23 protein-coding genes are annotated in these 23,760 nt (G+C 32.1%); 10 read left to right on the forward strand and 13 right to left on the reverse strand.

Going from position 1 to position 23,760, the window contains the following annotated elements; translation table 11 throughout:
* Position 1: 1 nt before the first annotated feature.
* Both ACFSSE_RS16645 and ACFSSE_RS16650 read right to left on the reverse strand, forming a co-directional pair.
* Positions 2-1,909, reverse strand: a complete 1,908-nt coding sequence (locus ACFSSE_RS16645; protein WP_379046349.1) for an OmpA family protein — start codon at positions 1,907-1,909, stop codon at positions 2-4.
* Positions 1,910-1,940: 31 nt separating this feature from the next.
* On the reverse strand, positions 1,941-2,522 hold the full coding sequence (locus ACFSSE_RS16650) for a 7-carboxy-7-deazaguanine synthase QueE (protein ID WP_379046419.1): 582 nt from the start codon (positions 2,520-2,522) through the stop codon (positions 1,941-1,943).
* A gap of 248 nt (positions 2,523-2,770) precedes the next feature.
* Between ACFSSE_RS16650 and ACFSSE_RS16655 the strand changes: the two genes are divergently transcribed.
* The 6 genes from ACFSSE_RS16655 to ACFSSE_RS16680 all read left to right on the forward strand — a co-directional run bounded on the left by ACFSSE_RS16655 (position 2,771) and on the right by ACFSSE_RS16680 (position 9,183).
* Positions 2,771-4,663 (forward strand): N-6 DNA methylase, encoded by a 1,893-nt coding sequence (locus ACFSSE_RS16655; RefSeq protein WP_379046352.1) that lies wholly within the window; start codon positions 2,771-2,773, stop codon positions 4,661-4,663.
* Between the two features lies 1 nt (position 4,664).
* The gene (locus ACFSSE_RS16660) at positions 4,665-5,690 is read left to right on the forward strand and encodes a PDDEXK nuclease domain-containing protein (RefSeq protein ID WP_379046355.1); all 1,026 of its coding nucleotides are present in this window, start codon (positions 4,665-4,667) and stop codon (positions 5,688-5,690) included.
* Entirely contained in the window at positions 5,677-7,146 is a 1,470-nt protein-coding gene (locus ACFSSE_RS16665) for a type ISP restriction/modification enzyme (RefSeq protein WP_379046358.1), read from the forward strand. The genes ACFSSE_RS16660 and ACFSSE_RS16665 overlap by 14 nt, the downstream gene beginning before the upstream one ends.
* Positions 7,147-7,215: 69 nt before the next feature.
* Positions 7,216-7,707 (forward strand): ASCH domain-containing protein, encoded by a 492-nt coding sequence (locus ACFSSE_RS16670; protein WP_379046361.1) that lies wholly within the window; start codon positions 7,216-7,218, stop codon positions 7,705-7,707.
* An 82-nt stretch (positions 7,708-7,789) separates the two neighbouring features.
* The gene (locus ACFSSE_RS16675; RefSeq protein WP_379046364.1) at positions 7,790-8,473 is read left to right on the forward strand and encodes a hypothetical protein; all 684 of its coding nucleotides are present in this window, start codon (positions 7,790-7,792) and stop codon (positions 8,471-8,473) included.
* 86 nt (positions 8,474-8,559) lie between these two features.
* Positions 8,560-9,183, forward strand: coding sequence for a transposase (locus ACFSSE_RS16680; RefSeq protein WP_379046367.1), 624 nt, complete (start codon positions 8,560-8,562; stop codon positions 9,181-9,183).
* Between the two features lie 119 nt (positions 9,184-9,302).
* Here ACFSSE_RS16680 and ACFSSE_RS16685 read toward each other — a convergent pair whose 3' ends face one another.
* Genes ACFSSE_RS16685 through ribD form a run of 4 tightly spaced genes read right to left on the reverse strand, consistent with a single transcriptional unit; the run spans position 9,303 to position 12,676 of the window.
* On the reverse strand, positions 9,303-10,169 hold the full coding sequence (locus ACFSSE_RS16685; RefSeq protein WP_379046370.1) for a nucleoside phosphorylase: 867 nt from the start codon (positions 10,167-10,169) through the stop codon (positions 9,303-9,305).
* Entirely contained in the window at positions 10,166-10,780 is a 615-nt protein-coding gene (locus ACFSSE_RS16690) for an IMPACT family protein (protein WP_379046373.1), read from the reverse strand. Before ACFSSE_RS16690 ends, ACFSSE_RS16685 begins: the two co-directional genes overlap by 4 nt.
* The gene (locus tag ACFSSE_RS16695; RefSeq protein ID WP_379046376.1) at positions 10,770-11,627 is read right to left on the reverse strand and encodes an EamA/RhaT family transporter; all 858 of its coding nucleotides are present in this window, start codon (positions 11,625-11,627) and stop codon (positions 10,770-10,772) included. The genes ACFSSE_RS16690 and ACFSSE_RS16695 overlap by 11 nt, the downstream gene beginning before the upstream one ends.
* Positions 11,627-12,676, reverse strand: a complete 1,050-nt coding sequence (gene ribD, locus ACFSSE_RS16700) for a bifunctional diaminohydroxyphosphoribosylaminopyrimidine deaminase/5-amino-6-(5-phosphoribosylamino)uracil reductase RibD (RefSeq protein ID WP_379046379.1) — start codon at positions 12,674-12,676, stop codon at positions 11,627-11,629. Before ribD ends, ACFSSE_RS16695 begins: the two co-directional genes overlap by 1 nt.
* Positions 12,677-12,801: 125 nt before the next feature.
* Between ribD and prmC the strand changes: the two genes are divergently transcribed.
* Positions 12,802-13,641 carry a peptide chain release factor N(5)-glutamine methyltransferase gene (gene prmC, locus ACFSSE_RS16705; RefSeq protein WP_379046382.1) on the forward strand — a complete coding sequence of 280 codons (840 nt, stop codon included), beginning with the start codon at positions 12,802-12,804 and terminating at the stop codon, positions 13,639-13,641.
* Here the strand turns inward: prmC and xerD are convergent.
* Positions 13,626-14,525, reverse strand: a complete 900-nt coding sequence (xerD, locus tag ACFSSE_RS16710) for a site-specific tyrosine recombinase XerD (protein ID WP_379046385.1) — start codon at positions 14,523-14,525, stop codon at positions 13,626-13,628. The two genes, prmC and xerD, sit on opposite strands and share 16 nt — an antisense overlap.
* A 36-nt stretch (positions 14,526-14,561) precedes the next feature.
* On the opposite strand from xerD, the gene aroQ reads away from it, so the two are divergent.
* A complete protein-coding gene (gene aroQ, locus ACFSSE_RS16715; RefSeq protein WP_379046388.1) occupies positions 14,562-14,975 on the forward strand; it encodes a type II 3-dehydroquinate dehydratase in 414 nt (137 codons plus the stop codon).
* Here the strand turns inward: aroQ and ACFSSE_RS16720 are convergent.
* Genes ACFSSE_RS16720 through ACFSSE_RS16730 form a run of 3 tightly spaced genes read right to left on the reverse strand, consistent with a single transcriptional unit; the run spans position 14,945 to position 18,020 of the window.
* Positions 14,945-16,117, reverse strand: a complete 1,173-nt coding sequence (locus ACFSSE_RS16720; RefSeq protein ID WP_379046390.1) for an MFS transporter — start codon at positions 16,115-16,117, stop codon at positions 14,945-14,947. The genes aroQ and ACFSSE_RS16720 overlap by 31 nt on opposite strands.
* Before the next feature lie 9 nt (positions 16,118-16,126).
* Entirely contained in the window at positions 16,127-17,146 is a 1,020-nt protein-coding gene (locus ACFSSE_RS16725) for a glycosyltransferase family 2 protein (RefSeq protein WP_379046393.1), read from the reverse strand.
* Positions 17,139-18,020 carry a lysophospholipid acyltransferase family protein gene (locus ACFSSE_RS16730; RefSeq protein WP_379046396.1) on the reverse strand — a complete coding sequence of 294 codons (882 nt, stop codon included), beginning with the start codon at positions 18,018-18,020 and terminating at the stop codon, positions 17,139-17,141. Before ACFSSE_RS16730 ends, ACFSSE_RS16725 begins: the two co-directional genes overlap by 8 nt.
* 44 nt (positions 18,021-18,064) lie before the next feature.
* Here ACFSSE_RS16730 and ACFSSE_RS16735 point away from each other — a divergent pair, with 44 nt between their 5' ends.
* Together ACFSSE_RS16735 and corA are read left to right on the forward strand one after the other, a co-directional pair.
* Positions 18,065-18,676, forward strand: coding sequence for a WbqC family protein (locus tag ACFSSE_RS16735; RefSeq protein ID WP_379046399.1), 612 nt, complete (start codon positions 18,065-18,067; stop codon positions 18,674-18,676).
* A 24-nt stretch (positions 18,677-18,700) separates the two neighbouring features.
* Positions 18,701-19,843, forward strand: a complete 1,143-nt coding sequence (gene corA / locus ACFSSE_RS16740; RefSeq protein ID WP_379046402.1) for a magnesium/cobalt transporter CorA — start codon at positions 18,701-18,703, stop codon at positions 19,841-19,843.
* A 74-nt stretch (positions 19,844-19,917) separates the two neighbouring features.
* Here the strand turns inward: corA and ACFSSE_RS16745 are convergent, their stop codons facing one another.
* From ACFSSE_RS16745 to ACFSSE_RS16755, 3 genes are all read right to left on the reverse strand, one after another.
* On the reverse strand, positions 19,918-20,388 hold the full coding sequence (locus ACFSSE_RS16745; protein ID WP_379046405.1) for a DUF4920 domain-containing protein: 471 nt from the start codon (positions 20,386-20,388) through the stop codon (positions 19,918-19,920).
* 93 nt (positions 20,389-20,481) lie between these two features.
* A complete protein-coding gene (locus ACFSSE_RS16750; protein ID WP_379046408.1) occupies positions 20,482-22,104 on the reverse strand; it encodes an ABC-F family ATP-binding cassette domain-containing protein in 1,623 nt (540 codons plus the stop codon).
* 350 nt (positions 22,105-22,454) lie between these two features.
* A complete protein-coding gene (locus tag ACFSSE_RS16755; RefSeq protein WP_379046410.1) occupies positions 22,455-23,489 on the reverse strand; it encodes a helix-turn-helix domain-containing protein in 1,035 nt (344 codons plus the stop codon).
* Between the last annotated feature and the right edge of the window lie 271 nt (positions 23,490-23,760).

The raw sequence follows: 23,760 nt of genomic DNA on the forward strand, positions 1-23,760 counted from the left end.
ACTATTCGCTAATTCCTGTAATCAAAAATTCTGTTCTTCTATTTAGTGCTCTGCCATCTGCGGTTTTATTATCTGCAATTGGAGATGTTGCACCATAACCCCTAAAGCTTAATCTTTTGGCATTCACATCATGCTCAATTAAATAAGTATAAACAGCTTTTGAACGGTTCTGAGATAAAATTAGATTAGATTGATCGTCTCCAATATTATCTGTATAACCACTAATTTGAATTTGAGTTTTAGGATTTTCTTTAAGAAATTCAATTAGTTTTTGTAACTCGGTTTTCGATTCGTCTTTTAAGTCAAATTTATTGCTATCAAAAAATATGTTTTTCAGCACCATCTTTTTACCGATAGCAATCTTTTGTAAAGGAATATCTAAAATAATGGGTTTACCTATCTGGTTTTTTTCAATCGAAAAATTTTCTGAGTAAAATAGATAGCCTTCTTTAGCTACGTTTATGCTGTATTCTTTATTGTTTGATAGGGTAGCCAAAAATGATCCATCAAACTTATCTGAGTAGGAGGTATGTAATGATATACCAGATTTTATATCAATAATATCAACTAAGGCACCAAGTTTTGCTTTTGTATCTTCATCATATACAATTCCTTTAACATAGTTAACTGCAACCGGACGAATTTTTTGTGGTAAATCAAAAGAGTAAATATCAAAACCACCTAAGCCGTTAAAGTTGTTTGAAGAAAAAAATGCTTTCGTACCGCTTGCATTTATAGTAAGACCTCGTTCTTCCCCGTAAGTATTAATTGGGTATCCTAAATTTACTGGTAGTGCCCAATTTCCACCAGTATCCAATCTCGAAATAAATAAATCTCTGCTGCCTAAACCTGGCCAGCCATCAGAAGAAAAGTAAAGCGTTTGATTGTCTGGGTGTATAAATGGCGATTGTTCTTCAAAAGCAGTATTAATTTTTTTACCCATATTTACAGGCATTTCCCATTTTCCTTCATTGTTTAAGGTACTTTTCCAAATATCGTAGCTGCCAAAACCACCTTTTCTATCGCTAACAAAGTATAAAGTGCGTCCATCGGCAGATAATGATGGTTGAGATTCCCATCCTTTTGTATTAATTGGAAAGCCTAGATTAATTGGTTTACTCCAGCCGTTTCCTTCTTTTTGTGAAACATAAATGTCACACCTGCCAAAACCATCTGGCCTGTTACAGCCAGTAAAAAAGAGAAATTGGCCGTCTGGCGATATACATTGAGCACCTTCATTATAAGACGGGGTGTTGATGTTATTACTTAAATATTCTGCATTTGTCCAGTCTGTAGCTGTTTTATAACTCCTGTAAAAATCTTCGTTACCATTAATTTGTCTGGTAAAAATAAGTGTACTTTCATCAGTTGTTAAAGTAGCCAAATACTCTTGGTCTTTGGTATTAATGTTAGCGCCTAAGTTTTCTGGTTTAAACGGAACTGGGTTTTTAACAGCTTCTATAGCAAATTCACAGTCTTGTATGTACTTATCAGCAAGTACAATTTTCTCAATAGAAGGGTTTCCTTTGTTTTTGAAAATTTTGTAATGAAGCAATGCTTCTTCATAATTGCCAGTTTTTAGCTCACTTTCTGCATAGTAGAAATACCTGTCAGGCGCAAATGTGGTAGAAATAGCGAATGCTTGCTTATAAAATTCTTTAGCTTTAGCGTATTCAAAAGTTACTCTGTAAACATCTGCAAGCAATAAATAGGCCTCAATAAATTCATCATCTTGCTTAATAGCTGCATTTAATTCAGTCTCGGCATCTTTAAAATTATTTAAATCTAAAAGATACCTTGCCCGTTCATAATTTTTTATTGCCGAACGGCTACTACTCGTATATTTTACTTGAGCTAAACCAATAAAGCCAGCAAAAAGCAAAATGATTAAGAATGAGAGACGTTTCATGAATCGGTTTATAAACTAAAACTATGAAATTTTATGGAATATTCAAGAATTTATGCGTTTGTAAGGAGATTTCCCACTTTGGGTTGTTCATTACATACTCAATAATTAAAGGTGTCATCTCATCAGATTTTGACCATTCGGGTTGTAAATACAGTTTACAATCTGATGAAACCATTTCTGCATGTTCTTCTGCCCATAAAAAATCACTTTTATTAAAAACAATCACTTTTAACTCGTTGGCAAATGGAGCAATGTCTTTACGTGGAGCTTTAAATTTTTTTGGTGATAAACAAATCCAATCCCAATAACCTGATAGCGGATAAGCGCCAGAAGTTTCTATAAAAGTTGCAATCCCTTTGGCTTTTAATTGTTTAGTTAATTCGTCTAAATTATACAAAAGTGGCTCTCCACCTGTAACAACCACTGCTTTTCCTGGGTGTTTGTCTGCGTTTTCAACAATGGTTTGTGTTGATGTTAGCGGATGTAATTCTGCATCCCAACTTTCCTTAACATCACACCAATGGCAACCCACATCACAACCACCTAAACGTATAAAATATGCTGCTTTTCCAGAATGGTAACCTTCGCCCTGTATGGTATAAAATTCTTCCATTAAAGGAAGTAAAGTGCCGTTTTCGGGGATTATATTTTGTGCTTTCAAGGGGACAAAGATAATCCATAAATTATACAATAAGAATAATATAGATGTAATTATATTGTATTGATTTGGGGGTGGATTTTTGTTTTTTTCTGAAATCTAAACCATAAAACCTATAAGGTTTCAAAAATCTTATAGGTTTAGATAAAGGTTTAAATAGATTTTTTAACTTTTAACTAAATTGTTTAGATTCGTTCGTACTTATGAATATCCAAACCTACCTAGAAACCTTAAAAGTCCGTTATAAAACAGGTATTAGCAGAGAGCATACTTATCGTGGCGATTTACAAAGCCTTTTGATGGCTTTATTACCAGATGTTTTGGTTACTAACGAACCTTCAAGGGTTTTCTGCGGTGCTCCGGATTATGTTTTAACTCGCAAAGAATTTGCTGTTGGTTATATTGAGGCAAAAGATATTGGTATTGATTTACACAGTAAAACTTTAAAAGAACAGTTTGATAGGTATAAACAAGGTTTGAATAACCTGATTTTTACAGATTATTTAGATTTTCATTTTTACAAAGACGGTATATTTACCACCAGTATTGCCATTGCTAAATTAGAAAATGGCACAATAGTCCCAATTTCTGCAAATTTTGAAAGTTTCGGCAATCTTATCCGAAATTTTGCACAAACGGTAACACAAAGCATTAAATCTCCAACAAAATTGGCGGAAATGATGGCCGGTAAAGCAAAACTAATGGCAGATGTGATTGAGAAATCCTTAAATCATGATGATGAAACCGATATCAATAGTGCATTAAAAAATCAAATGCTTTCTTTTAAGCAAATGTTGATACATGATATTAATAATCAGGCTTTCGCTGATATATACGCCCAAACTATTGCTTATGGAATGTTTGCCGCTAGGTATCATGATCCTACTTTGCCAACTTTCTCTCGACAAGAAGCCGCAACCTTAATCCCAAAATCGAACCCGTTTTTACGTAAGCTTTTTCAAGATATTGCAGGTTACGATTTAGATGACAGACTGGTTTGGATGGTAGATGAATTGGTGAACATATTTTTAGCTACCGATGTAGCTGATATTATGAAAAACTTTGGGAAAAGTACCAAACAGGAAGATTCGGTTGTCCATTTTTACGAAACCTTTTTGGCTGCTTATAATCCAGCTTTGCGTAAAGCTAGGGGAGTTTGGTACACGCCACAACCTGTAGTGAATTTTATTGTAAGGGCGGTTGATGATATTTTAAAAACCGAATTTGATATTAAAGATGGTTTAGCCGATACCAGCAAAATTAAAATCAAGACTAAACACGTTACCAAAGCCACAATCGACCAACGCAGCAAACTGAAAGAAGTAGAGCAAGAGCAAGAAGTACACCGTGTACAAATTTTAGACCCCGCAACCGGTACAGGTACTTTTTTAGCCGAAGTGGTGCGCCATATTTATAAAAAGTTTGAAGGGCAACAAGGCATTTGGAGCAAATATGTAAACCAACATTTAATACCAAGGTTAAACGGCTTTGAATTGTTAATGGCAAGTTACGCTATGGCTCATTTAAAAATGGATATGCTACTTACGGAAACAGGTTATAAAGCCACTAGCGACCAACGTTTTCGTATTTTCTTAACCAATTCTTTAGAAGAAGCACATCCAGATAGTGGTACATTATTTAGCTCGTGGCTGAGTGATGAAGCCGACCAAGCCAATGCGGTAAAACGGGATACACCTGTGATGGTGATTATGGGAAACCCGCCTTATAGTGTAAGTAGCACAAATAAAAGTGAATGGATAGAAAGTTTGACAGCAGATTATAAAAAGAATTTAAACGAGAGAAATATCCAACCATTATCTGATGATTATATCAAGTTTATCCGTTTTGGGCAACATTTTATTGATAAAAATGGAAGTGGAGTTTTAGCTATTATTTCTAATAATTCTTTTTTAGACGGATTGATTCATAGACAAATGCGAAAGCATTTGATGGAGAGTTTTGATAAAATTTACGTTTTGGATTTGCATGGTAACAGCAAGAAAAAAGAGGTAGCTCCAAATGGCGGAAAAGACGAAAACGTATTTGATATTATGCAAGGTGTAAGCATTAATATTTTTGTTAAAAAGAACAAATAATATGCAGTATTTAGTCGAGATAAAACAAATACTTGCGCAAGCAAGGCAAAAAACCTACCAGGCTATTAACACAGCAATGGTTTTGGCTTATTGGCAAATAGGGCAAAGGATTGTTTTGGAAGAGCAAAGCGGTAATGAGCGAGCCGATTACGGTAAAGCGCTCATTAAAACCATTTCCCAAGAGCTCACAGCCGAATTTGGTAAAGGTTTTTCTGAAAGAAACATAAGAAATTTTAGACATTTCTACCTTGTTTTTTCCGAAGTCGAGAAATGGCAGACAGTGTCTGCCAAATTGAGTTGGTCTCACTTTCAACTTGTTCTAAAAGTTAATGACGAAAATGCTAGACAATATTATCTAACCGAAGCTGCACAAAATATGTGGAGTGTACGCACTTTAGACCGTAATATTTCTACGCTTTATTACCACCGGCTTTTGTCATCGCAATTGAAAGAACCAGTGATAAGAGAAATGGAAGAAAAAACAAAAGCACTACAGCAAGACGCTTTTGAGTTTATCAAAAATCCTTCGGTATTGGAGTTTTTAAACCTTCCCAATAATTTGGGCTATACAGAAAAAGCACTAGAGAACGCCTTAATCAACAACCTAAAAAAGTTTATTTTAGAATTAGGTAAAGGTTTTGCGTTTGTAGAACGCCAACAATTGATACGGACAGAAACCAGCGATTTTTATATCGATTTGGTTTTTTACAATTACATTTTAAAATGTTTTGTAATTATCGATTTAAAAACCACAAAAATTACGCACCAAGATGTTGGGCAATTGGATATGTATGTGCGGATGTATAACGATGTGAAAAAACAAGAAACAGATAACCCAACAATCGGAATTCTGTTATGTACAGAAACCGACGAAACCATAGCCAAATATTCTGTACTGGCAGAAAACAAACAACTTTTTGCGACTAAGTATTTACCTTATTTGCCAACCGAAGAAGAATTAATTGCCGAAATAGAAAGAGAAAAAGCAATTTTAAACCTTGAAAACAATTTTGATGAGCAAAGATAAATTAGCCCAAGTATTTCATTTTGACCTTTACGGAAAACGAGAAGATAAATATGATTTTTTGAATGATAATTCTTTGGATAGCATTGAATGGAAGGAGTTGGATAATGAAGAGCCAAGTTATTTTTTTGTAGAGAAGGATTTTCAACTTATAGAAAGTTACAAAAATGGAATTTCTTTAAACGAGTTATTTATCCAAAAAAGTTCAGGTATTGAAACAAGAAAAGATTCTTTAGTCATTGACTTTAGTGAAGAAAAGTTAAAAACTGTAATTTTAGATTTTTTAAATCTTGAAGAAAAAACAATTGGCTTAAAATACAACATAAATAATGATAGTCGTGATTGGAAATTAGAAAGTGCAAAAATTGATATACAGAGAAATACTCCGAAAATAAGAGAAGTTCAATATAGACCATTTGATAATAGGAAAATAATTTATACAGGCATTACAAAAGGAATAAATGGGTATCCAATGTTTAATAATTTTAAACATTTCATTGATTTAAATAATGTCGGATTAACGTATGAGAGACAATGTGTTATAGGTGATTTCACTAACATATTTATATCCCAATCAATCGTAGATGGACATATACTTGGAACAGCTTTTTCAAAAGGATATACAGCACCCCTCTACCTTTATCCCGAAACCAGTAATCAACTCAGCATCGGCGAAAGCCAAACCCGTGTACCCAATTTAAACATGGATATTGTGAGGGAGATAGAGGAGAAAACAGGTTTACATTTTGTGGCAGAGAAAAACGCTTCGACTCCGCTCAGCGTGACAAACAATAGTAACCCCAATGTAAGTTTGAGCGGAGTCGAAGACAATGTCAGTCTGAGCGGAGTCGAAGACCATTACGCAAATCAAGCTCCTTCTCCTTCGGAGAAGGCGGGGGATGAGGCCTTTGCCCCAATAGATTTGTTAGATTATATCTACGCTGTTTTACATTCTCCCGCTTACCGAGAGAAATATAAAGAGTTTTTAAAAATAGATTTCCCAAGAGTGCCTTACCCAACAAACCCTAAACAGTTTTTTGATTTGGTGAATTTAGGAAGTCAAATTAGGGAACTCCATTTATTAGAAAGTGCAGAAACCGAAAAATATATAACCCAATATCCAATTGATGGGGATAATATGGTGGTAAAACCATCTTTTAATGTCACCATGAGTGAGGAACCAGAAGAAACAAACCGTACTATAGAAGTAGACATTTCTGTTTACAATCCTGATAGTTTAGGCAAGGTGTATATTAACGATACCCAATATTTTAATAATGTGCCTAAAACCGCTTGGGAATTTTACATTGGCGGTTACCAACCCGCTCAAAAATGGCTAAAAGACCGTAAAGGCAGAGAATTGAGTTTTGAAGATATTATGCATTATCAAAAAATTATTGTGGCTTTAACAAAAACAGCCGAGTTGATGAAGGATATTGATGGGGTTTTGGTGGTTTAAAGAAATAAAGGTGCGGAAGAAGGGACTCTGACCCTTAATAAATTATAACAGTCAAGAAAACCATTAAGAATGATAAATATACCAATTACAATTATACTGTCTTTCTTTTTAGGAGTTTTTCTGTGTTTTTTTATTAAGCGGAGAAGAATTGCAGATGCACAAAAAACTAAATTGAAGACGAAGAACTCTAAAGTTAAAAAGATAAAAATAGCTACTCCACAACTTGCAATTACAAGAGCAATTAGCGTTAGGCAACCTTATGCTGAAATGATAATTTTAGGATTAAAAAAAGAAGAGTACAGAAGCATTCCAACTAATATTAGAGAACGTATTTATATTTATGCTTCTAATACGCTAGACTTTGACAAAGACTATTTTAAACAAACGGGTAAAAAAGAAGAGGACTTAGAACGTGGTTATTTAATTGGCACAGTAGAAATTGTGGAATGTAAAGGAACAAAAGAAAAAGGTTTTGCTTGGCAACTTGAAAACCCTGAAAGATTAATAACTCCAATAAAACCGCTAAAAAAACCTCAACCAGTTTGGTTTAAACCTTTTTAGATTCACGTAATTATTTTGACTTAACTATAAAGTTTTGTGACAAGCGTTACCTATAATTAAATATTTAACACAAAATAAATATATGTCATCAGGCAAGTGTATTTATGCTTACGGAGTAAGCGCCCTTTATCATCCAAAACCAGATGTGTTTTTACAGCGCCTTTCTTTAGCTTTAGGATGTAATCTTAATGCGTTTTTTTATGATATTGCTTTGATAACAACTGCTGATAAAGAATTAAATATTAATAATGGATTTAAAAATGAATTAACAATTATTGTTGCTGTTGATAGAGATTTCGAGGAAAATTATTTCATTAGTATTCCAATTAATCATGAAGAAGAGGTGTTTGATGTTGAATTTTACCCAACCGGGATCATTTCTATGATGCATATTCCCTTTACACAAGGATGGCGTTTTTTTATTGAGGATATTTTAGATGAAAATAGTGCATATTATGGCGGTTGGAAAGCATATAGAGAAAAAATGGAAGCAATAAGAGCTTTGTATATTCCAATTTTTAAGAAGTTACAATGTGAGCAAGTTTTTTTAAGTACTAATGCACATCATAATTGGTTTTATGAAATTGAGAAAGATTTTATAAATCAACAAATAAGCTTTAACACCATTTTAGAATATGCAAAAACTATAGATCAAATAGCTATTTTTAAGCTTAAAGAAGTTTTTGAAAGAAGTTATCATCAAGAAATAAAGAAACTATATGATACAAACGAATATTTTAAAATCGCTTTTCTTGATGAATTTTAATGCAATAAAACCTTATTTAAAACCTATAAGGTTTTTGAAACCTTATAGGTTTACTCAAAATCTTTATTGAAAAAATCTTAAAATATATGAGTAATCAGTATCAACCTTTGTTACCCTCAGAAATTTATCATTTATTTACAAGAGCTGTTGGAGCCGAAAAATTATTTCTTAAACCAGAGAATTATTATTTCTTCTTGTCTAAATTGAAATTTCACACAGAAAATGTATGTAGTTTATATTGTTATACATTAATACCAAATCATTTTCATTTGTTAGTGCGTATTCACGACGAAGAGTTAATTATTAAAGCTTTTGAAGTTAAAAAAAATAAAAGCTATGATCCTCTTCTTCATAGTCTTCCAGATTTTATTATGGAGAAATTTAGTAACTTTTTAAATAGTTATACCAAAGCATTTAATAAAGTAAATCAAAGAAAAGGATCACTTTTTATAGATTATTTAAAAAGGAATATTGTAAATCAGAACAGCGATTTTTTGGCTTTTACCTGGTATATTCATAAAAATGCTGTACATCATGGTTTAACTAATAAGGTAGGAGATTGGCAGTTTGATAGTTACCAAAGCTTATTGAGTAATAAACCTACTTCATTATTAAGAAATGATTTAATGGCTTGGTTTGATAATAGAGAAGAATTTATAATTTACCACCAACAAAATATTCAATTAAAAAACGATATTACAGATATTTAAATAAATGTCATATCCAAAAAACCTATAAGGTTTCAAAAACCTTTGCTAAAAAACCTATAAGGTTTCAAAAACCTTATAGGTTTGGAAAATCAAAAACCTTTTAGGTTTAAAAATAACTCTTAACCACAAACTCTTTCTAACACAGTTTTAATCATTTTATCTACAATTTGTTGCGGATTGCTTGCAAATTTCAACTTTAAACGCTGGGCTAATATAGCATTCACAGATAACGCTTTATGGCCTAAAGCATTTGCCAAAGCATAAATACCCGCTGTTTCCATTTCTAAATTGGTGATTTTTAAATTTTGATGCTCAAAACTGTTTATTTTTTCAATCAAATTATCCACTTTTAATTGAGCTCTCACTTTACGACCTTGTGGTGCGTAAAAACCAGGAGCAGTAGCCGTAATTCCTTGTGGCATATCAAAGGCAATTTTTTCCAATAACTCTTTTGATGCTGCCGTTAAGTAGGGTTGAGCATTTAAATTAGGCAAGTGAGAAGTTATTTTTTGTAATAAATATTGCTCTTCAATACTATTGTCTGCTTCATAATAATTCATTAAAGCATCTAAACCTAAACCATAGCTTGATGCTAAAATAGTACCCACTTCAATATTTTCTTGTACACTGCCAGATGTGCCAAATCTAATAATTTCTAAGCTTTTAAGCTCTTTTTTAACTTCACGAGTGTCAAAATCAATGTTTACTAAAGCATCTAATTCGTTAAAAACGATGTCGATATTATCTGTACCAATACCGGTAGAAAGTACTGTAATTCTTTTTTTACCAATGTAACCTGTTTGGGTTTTAAACTCTCTTTTACCTTTTTTTAGCTCAATACTATCAAAATGTTTGGTTACTTCGCCTACACGGTCTGGGTCGCCAACTGTAATTACGGTATCAGCAATATCTTCGGGTAATAAATTTAGGTGGTAAATGCTGCCATCCTCATTTATAATTAAATCGGCTTCAGAAATCTTACTCATAATGTATGTAAATATTTAATTTTCAAATGATCAAGGGCTTCTAATTTACCAATTATTCTGTTGATTTCCGATTGATTAATGGCCAATTTTATTTCACAAGCTAAATCAAAAGATTGGTCAAAAGCTGCTAAGTTCTCCTCTTTAATCAGTTTCATTACATCATTCATCTGTGAATAATCAAAGCTAATTTGGTAAACATTTTGAACAGTTTTTTGAATGATAACCGCTTGGTTAATTGCATCTTCTGTTGCAGTTTTATAAGCATTAATAAGGCCTGGTACACCTAATAATGTTCCTCCAAAATAACGAACTACCACTACAAGTACATTGGTGATATCTTTTGATAATAAGGTATTTAAAATTGGTCTTCCAGCAGTCCCAGCAGGTTCTCCATCATCATTTACTCTAAAAACAGTTCTATCAGGACTTAACCTGTATGCGTAGCAATGATGTCTTGCTTTTGGATGTTCTGTTTTTAATTCCTGAATTGTTTCTTTAAGCCCAATTTCTGATTGAAAAGGGTAGGCGTAAGCTATAAATTTACTCCCTTTATCCTTAAAAACACCTTCACTGGGTTTGGCAATTGTTTGGTAAGTATCATTAAATAGCATTTGGTAGGTTTAAAATGACAATAGCGATGAGTGCTAATATTAAACCAATTGTATTTAGTTTGCTCAATTTTTCTTTAAATAAAACGATACCGACTAAAGAGCCTAAAAATATGACACCAATATCTAAAGAAGAGAAAACTACAGAAGGTTGGTTGCTTTCTAATTTTAAAGCTTTAAGGTAAAAATAAATAGAACCAAAATTAAAAATCCCTAAAACTATACCAGCTAATGCAGCTTTAATTTCAAATTTTAAATCGCCTTTAAGGTACTGGATAATTAAAGTTGAAAACCCTATAATAGCAGAAATTGAAAATATGTAAACTAATGATGCTGTAAAGCTTATGTTGTTTATTTGAGTTAACAGGTTAAACAAGATATCTAAAATACCTGTCCCTAAAAAAACAATTATTGGGTACCAGCTTACCATTTCTTTCAGCTTAGTTTCGCCTTTTGGTTTAGATATGTACAAAGCGACAAACCCTATAACTAAGCCTATCATTTTTAAGGTTGAAGTTGTTTCAGAAAATATTAAAAAAGCTGCTGCAACCGGTATTACTAAAGATAAACGTTGAGCAATTGCAGTTAAAACTATTCCACTTGTTGCTATACTTTTGCCAATAAAGTAAAATATTGAGATCAACAAAACCGCAACAACAGAAAATAAAAGCCAGTTTTGGTATGTAGGTATGTTGCTTAAATCTGGCTTAAAGAAAAAGTAACAAAATATGGCTGCAGTTGGATAATTAAAAACAATAGCTTGGTAAGCATTGGTATAATATCTATTTAACAATTTGAAATTTACGCTTACAATAACACTACAAATTATAGCAAAAACAATATAAATCATTAATGTTTGGCTTTAATTACTGTCAATAAATTATTGTCTAGTTTTTGCGTAGTTATCACTTCCCCTTTTAATTTTGGAGCCATTAGGCCTTCGCCCCAGTAGGTAGGTGCGGTAATTATTCGGGCTTCATCCCATAAATTGGCATCTATAAAAGCCTGTAAAGTTTTTGTGCCACCTTCTATAATTAAAGATTGTACATCTTGTAAATAGAGCTGATAAAGGATGTATTGCGGTAAAAAATAATCGAAATCTTCTATCCCAATATAATAGGTTTGCCCTTCAATAGCGGTTTTGTGTTGGTTAAAAACAAAGGTTTTAACGCTATTATCAAAAAGATGATGAAGCTTTGGCAGTTCTAAGTTTTTATCAATAACAGCTCTTAGCGGATTTCTGCCGCTCACTAATCTTACATTTAATTGTGGGTTATCGGCCAAAGCCGTTTTTTTACCAACTAAAACACAATCTTCTTCACTACGCCATTGGTGAACTAAGGTTTTAGCCAAATCATTACTAATCCATTTTTGAGAACCGTCTGAAGGTGAAAAATAACCGTCTTGAGTTTGTGCCCATTTTAAAATTACGTAAGGTCTTTGCTTCTGTATTTTAGTAAAAAACCTTTTGTTTAAGGCTAAACATTTTTCTTCTAAAACTCCAGTTGTAACGTTTATTCCTGCATTTTTCAACTTTTCTACACCTTTACCATTTACGCTATCAAAAGGATCTAAACAACCAATTACTACATTAGGTATTTGATGTTTAATAATTAGATTGGCACAAGGAGGCGTTTTTCCAAAATGCGCACAGGGTTCTAGTGTTACATAAATGGTAGCTTCTTTCAATAATTCGGGTGCGTTGTTAAAGTTTTTAAAAACCTCGTTAACAGCATTTACTTCTGCATGTGCCTCTCCGTAATTTTGATGGTAACCTTCGCCAATAATTAGGTTATCATGAGTTATTACTGCACCAACCATAGGGTTTGGACTCACATTTCCGGCTCCTAATTTGGCAAGCTCAATAGCTCTTTTTATAAATTTTTGATGTGTTTGCACATTAGCAAAGTTAGTAATTAGCTTGATGCAGTTTGCGTGTTAACTAATTATGATATAATTTTTACGTTTCTTGTAAAAGCAGCCTAATGTTTTAAGTTTTTTATATTTGCACAAAATTTACAGCCTTGAAAAAACACAAATCAACCTTTAAAAAAGAATTATCTTCTTTATACTCAGAAAACGAAATTGATATACTATTTAAATTGCTTATTGAGGCTATTAAAGAACAATCTTATACCTCTTTAAATATTAATGAAGTTGATTTTTGTGAAACAGAAGAAGAGACTTTTTACCACTACATTAATCAATTAAAGCAACAAATTCCGATACAATATGTAACCGGAAACGCTCATTTTTACGATTCAGAATTTAAAGTAAATTCTGATGTATTAATTCCACGCCCAGAGACTGAGGAGTTAGTTTACCTAATTATAAAAGATCAAAAAGGGAAAGATATTAGTGTTTTAGATATTGGTACTGGAAGTGGTTGTATTGCCATAAGCTTAAAAAAGAATTTAAATAGCGCTTTGGTTAGTGCATTAGATATTTCTGGAAATGCGTTAAAAATTGCTAAAGAAAACGCAATTATTAATAATGTTGCAATAGATTTTTTTGAGGACGACGCTTTAAAATTACAATCTGATAATTACCCAAAATATGATGTTATTGTAAGCAATCCACCTTATATAGCAAACAGTGAAAAAGCAGTAATGGATAGATTGGTAACCAAAAATGAACCTCATGTGGCTTTATTTGTTGCGGATGATGAAGCTTTAATCTTTTACGATAAAATTGCAGACTTTGCTTTAAACAACTTAAATGAAGGTGGTGTTTTGTACTTTGAAATTAACCAAAACTTAGCCAAAGAAACAAAAGTATTGATAGAAAGTAAAGGGTTTAACGTTTTGTTAATTAAAGATTTGAATGATAATTACAGAATAATAAAAGCTCAGCTTCTTGGGTGAAATTGTTGAATGGTTTGTTTTAAAAAATCTCTATCTAAATGCGTGTAAATTTCTGTAGTGGTAATGCTTTCATGCCCAAGCATTTCTTGCACTGCTCTTAAATCTGCACCGCCTTCTATTAAATGGGTTGCAAAAGAATGTCTAAATGTATGCGGACTGATGTTTTTTTGTATCCCAGTTTTTAAAGCTAAATCCTTAATTAAAGTAAAAACCGATATCCTACTTAATTTAGTGCCTCTTTTGTTCAAGAAAATATAATCTTCATTACCTTTTACTATGGTAATTTGTCTTCTGGTACTTTCTCTGTAAATTTCTATGTTTTTTACAGCCACGGTACCTATTGGCACTAAGCGTTCCTTGTTGCCCTTTCCAGTTATTTTTATAAACTCATCTTCGGGGTAAAAATTAGAAAGTTTTAAACCAATTAATTCGCTAACTCTTAAACCACAACTGTACAAAGTTTCTAGCATCGCTTTATTACGAGTGTTTTCTACTTTGCTTAAATCTAAAGCAGCAATTAATTCTTCTACTTCGTAAACGGTTAAAACATCTGGTAATTTTCTTCTGGTTTTTGGGGCTTCTATCAGTTCGGCAGGACTTTGTTTTAAAAAATCTTCCATTACCAAATATTTATAGAAAGCTTTTATGCCACTAATTAAACGGGCTTGGCTGGTAGCTAACATTCCCAACTCATTTACCCAAACTAATAAATCTTTTAAATCTTTAGTTTTTATAGCTAATGGGGCAGTGTTTTTTTCTACGGAAGCTAAAAACTGAGTGATTTTATCAATATCTCTTAAATAAGCTTCAATAGAATGTTTGGCCAAAGAGCGTTCTAATTTTAGGTAATTCTTAAATCCTTTTTTTGCTAAATTCCAATCCACTTTTTGTTTTAAAAATTTAATGATAAGTTTGAGTGCATGAAGATACAAATTATCAACGGTCCAAATTTGAATTTGCTGGGAAAACGTGAACCCGGAATTTATGGTAGCGAAGGCTTCGAAAGTTTTTTTGAGACTTTAGAATCAAAATTTCCTGAGGTGGAGTTACATTATTACCAAAGCAATGTTGAAGGAGAAATTATTAATAAATTACATGAAGTAGGTTTTTCTTACGATGGTATTGTGATGAATGCAGGAGCTTATACACATACATCTGTTGCTATAGGCGATGCCGTAGCGGGTATAAAAACACCAGTAATTGAAGTGCATATTTCAAACGTTTACGCTCGCGAAGAATACCGCCACCACAGCATGATGGCAAAAAACTGTAAAGGAATAATTACTGGTTTTGGGTTACAATCTTACGAATTGGCGATTCGTAGTTTTCTATAAGTAACCAAATAAATCACAAAAGCAATTATCGCCATTAAGGCTGATGCTAAACAGATGGTTTGCCAGCCCTTAAATTGCCATAAAGCCAAACCAATTGCAGATCCGCTTGCGGCGCCTATGAAACTCATGGTCATTAAAACTGTATTTAACCTATTTCTGGCGTCTGGATTTAAAGCATAAACACGAGTTTGATTACTCACATGTACAGCTTGATGCCCCATTTCTAATAAAATGATGGTGGCAATAAAAATAAATATTTGATCACTAAAGAAGTAAAAAAACACTTGACTTAACAATATAATAGCTAAACCATAACCAACGGCAATTCTTGGTTTACCATTATCACCTAATTTCCCAATTAAAGGTGCAGTTAAAGCACCAACAGCACCAACTAAGCCAAACAAACCAATTTGGGTGCTTTCAAAATGATAGGGCGCATTTGCCAGTAATAAAACCATATTTGTCCAAAAACTTCCAAAAATCATGAAAACAAAAATGTTTATGGTAGAACATTCTCTTAAAACAGGTTCTTCTTTTACCAAAGTAATCATTGTGCGCATCAGTTTTTTGTAATTTCCTGTAAAACTAGGGAAGCTTTGAGGAAACCTGTAATGGATTAATACCATAATTGCGATACAAATTACAGCCGCAATGTAGTACATCATACGCCACCCATAAATTCCGCCAATAAAACCACTAATTGTTCTTGAAGCTAAAATACCGATCAGCAAGCCGCTCATTACAATACCAACAACTTTGCCTCTCTGCTCTGGTGCTGATAAGTGAGCAGAAAGAGGTAAAATAAGCTGCGGTACAATTGAACTAAAACCTATTAAAAAGCAAGCTACTTCGAGAATTAAAAAGTTTTGTGCTGTTGCTGCCATTATTAAAGATAAAACAGCAAGTAAAGTGGTAAATATAATTTGCTTCTTACGCTCAATCATATCGCCCAAAGGCACTAAAAACAGTAATCCAGTTGCATAACCAGCTTGCGTTAAATAAGCAGTGTGACCCGCAATTGCAGCACTAATATTAAAATCTTTAGCAATTAATACAATTAATGGTTGGCAGTAATAAATATTTGCAACAATAAACGCAGTGGTTATTGCCATTATAATGGTGTCAGCTTTTTTTAAAGACATAATGTTTGCCTAGTGCCTTAAATTTTTGAAGGTTTTATTTTTCAGTACAAAATAATCCCACACAACGCTTTTGCTGTATAATCCAACTTTGTTAGGGTTTTTAGAAATATCTGTGTTGTATTTTACTTTTCCTTTATAAAAATCAATAATTACGTTTCTGTGTGCTTTAGATATTGCTGCTGCATTTTTGAATTTTCCAGCAAATACAAATTTTATCAACGCTAAAAAATCTAACCAAAACCTTAAAGTAATTACTAAATATGCTTTTGCAGGAGGTAAGTTTTTTTTGATGAGGTAATAGTTATTTCTGAAATTAAGGTAGGTTTTAAAAGGACTTTCAACATTTAAAGTACCACCACCAACATGGTAAACAGTAGAATTGCTGCAATACATTATCTTATACCCTAAATTTTTCACTCGCCAGCATAAATCTATTTCTTCCATGTGGGCAAAAAAGTTTTCGTCTAAACCGTTTACTCTTTTCCAAACAGCAGCTTTTATAAATAAAGCACAACCTGATGCCCAAAATATTTCGCTATTGTAGTTGTACTGATTGTTATCTTTTTCTAAACTATCAAAAATTCTTCCTCGGCAAAATGGGTACATTAAAGTGTCTAAATATCCACCAGCCGCACCAGCATATTCAAACTCATCTCTATTAATTGCTGATTTTACTTTAGGTTGCGCTATGGCTATTAATGGGTCACTCTCCATTAAATCAATAACAGGCTTAATCCATACATTACTAACTTCAACATCAGAGTTTAACAAGACAAAATAATCAGCTTCAACTTGCGCCAAAACTTTATTATAGCCACCAGCAAAGCCATAGTTTTCTTGGTTTTTAATCACTTTTACCAAAGGAAAATTTTCTTGCAAAAAAGCAATCGAATCATCGGTAGAGTTATTATCACCAACAATGATTTGCAAATTGGGGTATAAAGTATTAAAAACAGAGGGTAAAAATTGTTCTAAAAAACTTTTTCCGTTCCAATTTAAAATTACAACTGCAACACTTGGGTTATCCATTATTGTTTTGTTTGTATTTCCAACGTTTATGAGACCATAACCAATATGCCGGCTCTAAATTTATTCTGTTTTCTAACAATGCAACATGTTTTTTTGTGATTTCTAAATCTGCTGCTTCAGCAGGGTTATCACAAACCAATTTAAAATCGCAGGCGTAATGCCCTCTTTTAATCCTTTGCATATCACAAAATATAACAGGGTAATTTGTTGTTTTGGCTACTTTTTCTAATCCAGAAAAAACTGGTGTATTTTGGTTTAAAAACGGAAGCCAATAATGCACATCATCGGGAGTAGGGGTTTGGTCAGAAGCGAAAACTGTTGTAGTTAACTGGTTTCTATGCTTTACAATTTCTCGTAAAGCAATCTTCATCCTAATCATTTTTGTTCCGCTTTTTTCTCTGGCTTTCTTAAAAAAATCATCAAAAAACTGATTTTGCAGCGGCTTGTAAATAATTAATGTTTGTGCTTTTAAAACAGTAGGAGTAACGATGGTGTTCCATTCCCAATTGCCATAATGTCCAACTCCAATTAAATAACTTTTATTTTCAGCTTCATATTTAGCTACCAATTGGTAGTTGGTAAAAGTGTATTTAGATTTTAAAAATTCTGGCGATGCCGAAAACATTTTCACAATCTCTACAATCAAATCAGCTAAATAGCTAAAGTATTCTTTTTCAATTGCTTTTAATTCTTCCGCAGTTTTATTTGGGAAAGAGTTTTTCAGATTTTCTGCAACAACTTGTTTCCTGTATTTTATAATATAGTATAAAAAATAAAATAAAACATCAGCTAATAAATACAAAATAGGCATAGGCAGCAAAGATATTGCGTATAAAAAAACAGTTAATACCTTAGAAAGCCCTTTATTTATCATTAATTTCGTTTAATATTTTAAATGCAAACATAAAAAAAATAGAAATGGAAAAAGGCGCAGTCTTTCCTTTGTTTTATCTGCCTAATGTAGAATTTTTTAAAACGCTTAAAACGTATAAAGAAGATGATGTATTGATAGAAAAGTTAGAACATTACCCGAAACAGACTTTCAGAAATAGAGCTATAATTGCCTGCCCAAATGGTAAATTAATGTTAACAGTACCCGTAAAAAAGGGAGATAAAAAGCGTGTGGCGTATAAAGATAAGAGAATTAGTAATGATGATAATTGGCAACATGTACACTGGTTAAGTTTAGAAGCAAGTTATAGGAATTCGGCTTATTTTGAATTTTATGAAGATGTTTTCAAACCTTTTTATCATAAACCATATCATTTTTTGTTCGATTTTAATATAGAATTATTAGATGTGATTTTGAGTGCTTTAAAGATGCCAGTTACTTATAATATTACTTCAGAATATGAGAAATATGGCGAAGAAATTATTGATTTTAGAGAGGATTTTGATTGGAGAAAGCCAAGTGAATATGTAAATAAGCCTTATTATCAGGTTTTTGAGGATAAAATTGGTGCTCAAAATAATTTAAGTATTGTTGATTTGTTGTTTAACCAAGGGCCACAAAGCAAAAGCTTTTTTTAATTATTGATCAATATAATTTGCCTGATGAAAATACCATTACCAAAAATTAATATTTCTCGGATAAACATTATTCAGCCAAAAAGAACTGATAAACCTGGACAAGTACCCGGCACTTTTTTTATAGCGGATACCGCTTTGCCTAGTAAAATATTTGTTTACTCTTACAATGCAAATGATTTACACGAATTAGAAACTGATGAGATTAAAGAGGCTGTTGCTTTTACAGAAAAATATCCCGACAATAGTAATTGGATAGATGTTAAAGGTTTAGGTTCTCAGGATGTTTTAAATTATATCCAGAAAAAGTTTAATATCAATACTTTAGTAATGGAGGATGTTGTACATACTCACCAACGGCCAAAAATTGAGGATCATAATCATTTTTATTTTGTAGTGAGCAGAATGATGGAGCTTGACAAGGGTTTGCAACTTAAAAACGAACAACTTTCATTTTTACTTTTCCAAAATTTAATCATCAGTTTTCAGGAAGATTATGATGATGTTTTAGATCCTGTAAGAAACAGATTAAGGAAAAATGTAAACGGAAACATCAGGAATTTAGGCCCATCTTATATGCTTTATGCATTAATGGATACAGTTATTGATCATTATTTTACAATTGTAAATAGGTTGGGAGATGAGTTAGAAACTGTAGAAGATCATCTTTATCAAAAACCTAGAAAACTTTTGATGTATAGAATTCAAGGGGTTAAAAAATTGATGGTTAGTATGCGAAGGGCGGCTTGGGCAGAAAGGGATAAACTGAATGATATTATACGATCTAATAATAATTTGATTAACCCCGCTATTATTATTTTCATGCGTGATGCTTATGACCATAGCATACAAATTATTGATTTAATAGAAAGTATGAGAGAAAATGCTACAAGTTTACTGGATTTGTATCTTTCATTAATGAGCAATAAAATGAACGAAGTGATGAAAACTTTAACCATCATTTCTGCAATATTTATTCCTCTAACTTTTATTGCAGGTGTTTACGGGATGAATTTTGCGTACCAAGATCCAAAAACAGGAAAAGTATTAACAGATAATATGCCCGAATTATACATGCCTAATGGCTATGTTTATGTTATAGTGGTGATGGTTGTTATTGCATTAGCACAAGTTTGGTACTTTGCTAAAAGAGGTTGGTTTAGGGAGTAAAACTACAAAGCATAATAAACAAAAAGAGCGGAAAAACTCCTGTTTTTTCCGCTCTTTAAATATTTTTGCATCTGTTATAAAACCAAAACGCCTTTAGCCTCAAAAGTAACTTCTTTTTTAGGTTTAGTTATTTTAGCAATCTCTTCTTTAGATTTTCCAGCATCTTCTGCATAGTGCTTAAGTTCTGCTACTTCTGTTGTTTTTAATGTTGAAACACCGTCTAAAACAACTGTTTTACCAACTAAACTTTGTGGCATAAAAAAAGCATAATCTTTAAAAGTAACTCTTGTAGTTTCGCCATTACCAGATTCAACATTCATCCAACAACCTTTTTTAGTACAAACCTCTAAAACCTTACCTTTTACTTTTGCGTTTAAAGTTTCTTTAGCGTCCATTTTTTTAGCTAAATCAGCAATAGGGATTGCACCTTTTGCATTTGTAACTTCTCCGTAAGTAACACCTTTTGCAGCCTCTTTAATGTTTTGAGAAAAACTTGTTACTGATATTAAAAGTGCGATTGCTAATAATCCAAAATATTTTGTCATGATAATTTATAATTTAAATAACTCTTAAAATTAAAAAATAGCTTTGGTATTTAATAAAGAACCGTTAATATGATATATGATTATTACAGCTAACTAACTGTAAAGCATTGCTTTTTGCTCTTTTACCACATTACTAGAAATAAACTCATCGTAATCCATCATTTTATCTAAAACTCCTTTAGGTGTAATCTCAATCACGCGGTTTGCAACAGTTTCTGTTAATTCATGATCTCGAGAAGTAAATAAAATCACGCCTTTAAAATCTTTCATTCCGTTGTTTAATGCAGTAATAGATTCCAAATCAAGGTGATTGGTTGGCTCGTCCATTAGAACAACGTTTGGTGCTTCTAACATCATTTTAGAGAACATACAACGCATTTTTTCTCCTCCGGAAAGGACACTAGATTTTTTAAAAACTTCTTCACCAGAAAACAACATTCTACCTAAGAAACTTCTAATAAAAGTTTCGTCTTTGTCTTCTTTAGAATATTCACGTAACCAATCTACCAGGTTATCGTCTTTATGTTCAAAATAACCATGATTATCAATTGGTAAGCTCGAATTAATTACAGTTACACCCCATTTAAACTCGCCAGTAAAATCAGTGTCTCTTCCGGCTAAAATATCGTGAAAAGCAGAAGTAGCTAAAGAGTTTTGAGATAATAAAGCTACTTTATCGCCTTTATTTAATGTAAACGAAATGTCTTTAAACAATACCTCTCCGTTTGCAACTTTGGTCAAGTTTTCTACTTGTAAAACCTGATCGCCTAAATCACGACCCATTTGGTTAAACATAATAGCTGGGTATTTACGGCTTGAAGCCTTAATTTCATCAACATTTATTTTATCTAAAGCTTTTTTACGCGAAGTTGCTTGCTTAGATTTTGAAGCATTTGCAGAAAAACGACGAATAAATTCTTGTAACTCTTTAATTTTATCTTCCGCTTTTTTGTTTTGATCTGAACGTTGACGTAATGCTAACTGAGAAGACTCGTACCAGAAACTATAGTTACCGCTGTAAATGTTCATTTTGCTAAAATCAATATCAACAATATGCGTACAAACGGTATCTAAAAAGTGTCTATCGTGAGAAACTACCAAAACAATATTTTGGTAATCTGCTAAAAAGTTTTCTAACCAACCTACGGTCTCGATATCTAAATCGTTTGTAGGCTCATCTAAAATTAAAATATCTGGGTTCCCAAAAAGCGCTTGTGCTAATAAAGCTCTTACTTTTTCATTACCATCTAATTCTTTAATTAATTTATTGTGTTGTGCTTCTTTAATGCCTAAGTTGCTTAACAAAGTTGCAGCATCGTTCTCTGCATTCCAACCGTCCATTTCGGCAAAAAGATTTTCCAATTCCCCGGCTCTTAAACCATCTGCTTCGGTAAAATCTTCCTTCATATAAATAGCATCTTTTTCTTTCATGATGCTGTATAACTCTTTCCATCCCATCATTACGGTTTCTAATACCGTAACTTCATCAAATTCGTAATGATTTTGGTTTAAAACAGCCATACGCTCGCCAGGAGTAAAACTTACCGAACCGCTTGTTGGGTCAACTTCGCCAGCTAAAATCTTCATAAAAGTTGATTTTCCTGCTCCGTTAGCTCCAATAACTCCGTAACAATTGCCTTGTATAAATTTGAGGTTAACATCCTCAAATAATGTACGTTTTCCAAAACGTAATGATAAATTTGATACTGTAATCATAATTGGTGCAAAGGTAAGGTTTCTCCTTTATAAAACGGAAGACACTATTGTTTAATTAGTGTTATTTATTAGCAACAATTAAGGTTAATTGAATTAGATATTCTTTTTTAAAACTTTTTTGCCTAACGAAATCACAAGTAAAAAAAACATCGCCCAAAACATGTAAATTATTGTTTCAGAATAATCTTCGTTGATACTCATATATGCAAACAAAAAGCACATAAAACAGATAATAGAAAGCAAATAAATTAAACGCATTAAAAATAAATTTTAACGAAATTAACTTATCGTTAACTTTTTATATCATAATTGGTTTAATAGACTAATTTATTCTCTATCTGGAACATTTTTCAATGCTGTTGAGAGGAATTTCTCTTAATTTTTTTAGAAAAATCTTTTGGATTGATATTATAGGCGGCTTTAAATAGTCTAGAAAAATAGCTTTTATTGGATATGCCAATATTTCCTGAAATTTCACTAATATTTAGTTCTCCAAGCATTAATTGGTCTCTTGCATAATCTAATCTAATTTTGTTTAGATAATTATTAACAGTTAAGCCAAAAGTAAACCTAAAACCTTCTTGTAATTTTGTTGGGTTTGTACCTACTTTTTTTGCTAAATCTTTAATAGTTAGGGGAGCGTGTAGTTCTTGCTTTAATAGGCTTGCAGCTTTCTGAATTTGTATCATATCTGCCTTTCTTAAAATTCTTCTTTTAGGCTCTTCTTTCTGATCATCTTCAAAATCTTCTATTTGAATACTTAAAATTTCATTAGACTTGCCTTCTAAAAATAACCTTCTAGTAAAACCATCTAAACCATTTACTTTTAAGCTATCAATACAGTTTGACATACCAATACTGTAATTACCATGGTAAAAAAACAAACTTCTCGCATTTAAATCTCTAAAAAGCTTTCTTAAATTAACATTAACATGATTTAAATCGCAGTCAATTTTCTTTTTAAAATCTTTTCTGCTAATTTCTAAACTATTTAACTGTATTTTTTGATTGCGAGGGAATAAAAGAATATGTCCGTTTTTAGAAGTGCTGGCTACAATTACATTCTGAAACTGATCTATAGTTTGAAGCTTATTTGTTTCTTCAAACCTATGTTTAACCGTTCCTTCAGAACAATATATAAATTTAAGTGGGTGAATGTTATTCACAGAGAAATGAATTGACAAACTTTCTTTAAAACTGCAACTGTATTCTAATAATCCAAAACCATTGTCAAAATTAATACCTCTAATAAATCCAGTTCCATATTTTTCTGGAATGTTAATTTGATACTCTTGACAGCGGTTAAAGTAAACAGTGTCAAAAGCTTCCGCAAGATTGGAAATTACATCTTTTAAAGGTAAAGATTTTACGAAAATTTCTGTCATGAAAAAATATATGTACCGCTAAATTATATATTAAAAAGTATATTTTTCACGAAGATTTATGATTTATGAGTAATATGATACTTTGTGTTATAATTAATACTAAATGGATTAAATTTGTGCAAGGTTTTTTTCATAATTATTTGTTATTGTTAGCCTAATAAATAAATAGTTGGTTTTAAATAACGTGGCTATCATGTAATAACCTCAGGGTCAACGCATGAAAAAAGTAAAAAATCGTAGGGTTATTCACATAATGTTAGTTTCTGCTTAA

The sequence above is a fragment of the Pedobacter alpinus genome (assembly GCF_042684645.1).
GTDB classification, from domain to species: Bacteria; Bacteroidota; Bacteroidia; order Sphingobacteriales; family Sphingobacteriaceae; genus Pseudopedobacter; species Pseudopedobacter alpinus.

What these genes read in the sequence shown, in the direction of transcription:
- ACFSSE_RS16645 (WP_379046349.1), bottom strand. Translation starts at nt 1,909, where the DNA reads ATGAAACGTCTCTCATTCTTAATCATTTTGCTTTTTGCTGGCTTTATT.
- ACFSSE_RS16650 (WP_379046419.1), bottom strand. Translation starts at nt 2,522, where the DNA reads ATGGAAGAATTTTATACCATACAGGGCGAAGGTTACCATTCTGGAAAA.
- ACFSSE_RS16655 (WP_379046352.1), top strand. Translation starts at nt 2,771, where the DNA reads ATGAATATCCAAACCTACCTAGAAACCTTAAAAGTCCGTTATAAAACA.
- ACFSSE_RS16660 (WP_379046355.1), top strand. Translation starts at nt 4,665, where the DNA reads ATGCAGTATTTAGTCGAGATAAAACAAATACTTGCGCAAGCAAGGCAA.
- ACFSSE_RS16665 (WP_379046358.1), top strand. Translation starts at nt 5,677, where the DNA reads ATGAGCAAAGATAAATTAGCCCAAGTATTTCATTTTGACCTTTACGGA.
- ACFSSE_RS16670 (WP_379046361.1), top strand. Translation starts at nt 7,216, where the DNA reads ATGATAAATATACCAATTACAATTATACTGTCTTTCTTTTTAGGAGTT.
- ACFSSE_RS16675 (WP_379046364.1), top strand. Translation starts at nt 7,790, where the DNA reads ATGTCATCAGGCAAGTGTATTTATGCTTACGGAGTAAGCGCCCTTTAT.
- ACFSSE_RS16680 (WP_379046367.1), top strand. Translation starts at nt 8,560, where the DNA reads ATGAGTAATCAGTATCAACCTTTGTTACCCTCAGAAATTTATCATTTA.
- ACFSSE_RS16685 (WP_379046370.1), bottom strand. Translation starts at nt 10,169, where the DNA reads ATGAGTAAGATTTCTGAAGCCGATTTAATTATAAATGAGGATGGCAGC.
- ACFSSE_RS16690 (WP_379046373.1), bottom strand. Translation starts at nt 10,780, where the DNA reads ATGCTATTTAATGATACTTACCAAACAATTGCCAAACCCAGTGAAGGT.
- ACFSSE_RS16695 (WP_379046376.1), bottom strand. Translation starts at nt 11,627, where the DNA reads ATGATTTATATTGTTTTTGCTATAATTTGTAGTGTTATTGTAAGCGTA.
- aroQ (WP_379046388.1), top strand. Translation starts at nt 14,562, where the DNA reads ATGAAGATACAAATTATCAACGGTCCAAATTTGAATTTGCTGGGAAAA.
- ACFSSE_RS16720 (WP_379046390.1), bottom strand. Translation starts at nt 16,117, where the DNA reads ATGTCTTTAAAAAAAGCTGACACCATTATAATGGCAATAACCACTGCG.
- ACFSSE_RS16725 (WP_379046393.1), bottom strand. Translation starts at nt 17,146, where the DNA reads ATGGATAACCCAAGTGTTGCAGTTGTAATTTTAAATTGGAACGGAAAA.
- ACFSSE_RS16730 (WP_379046396.1), bottom strand. Translation starts at nt 18,020, where the DNA reads ATGATAAATAAAGGGCTTTCTAAGGTATTAACTGTTTTTTTATACGCA.
- ACFSSE_RS16735 (WP_379046399.1), top strand. Translation starts at nt 18,065, where the DNA reads ATGGAAAAAGGCGCAGTCTTTCCTTTGTTTTATCTGCCTAATGTAGAA.
- corA (WP_379046402.1), top strand. Translation starts at nt 18,701, where the DNA reads ATGAAAATACCATTACCAAAAATTAATATTTCTCGGATAAACATTATT.
- ACFSSE_RS16745 (WP_379046405.1), bottom strand. Translation starts at nt 20,388, where the DNA reads ATGACAAAATATTTTGGATTATTAGCAATCGCACTTTTAATATCAGTA.
- ACFSSE_RS16750 (WP_379046408.1), bottom strand. Translation starts at nt 22,104, where the DNA reads ATGATTACAGTATCAAATTTATCATTACGTTTTGGAAAACGTACATTA.
- ACFSSE_RS16755 (WP_379046410.1), bottom strand. Translation starts at nt 23,489, where the DNA reads ATGACAGAAATTTTCGTAAAATCTTTACCTTTAAAAGATGTAATTTCC.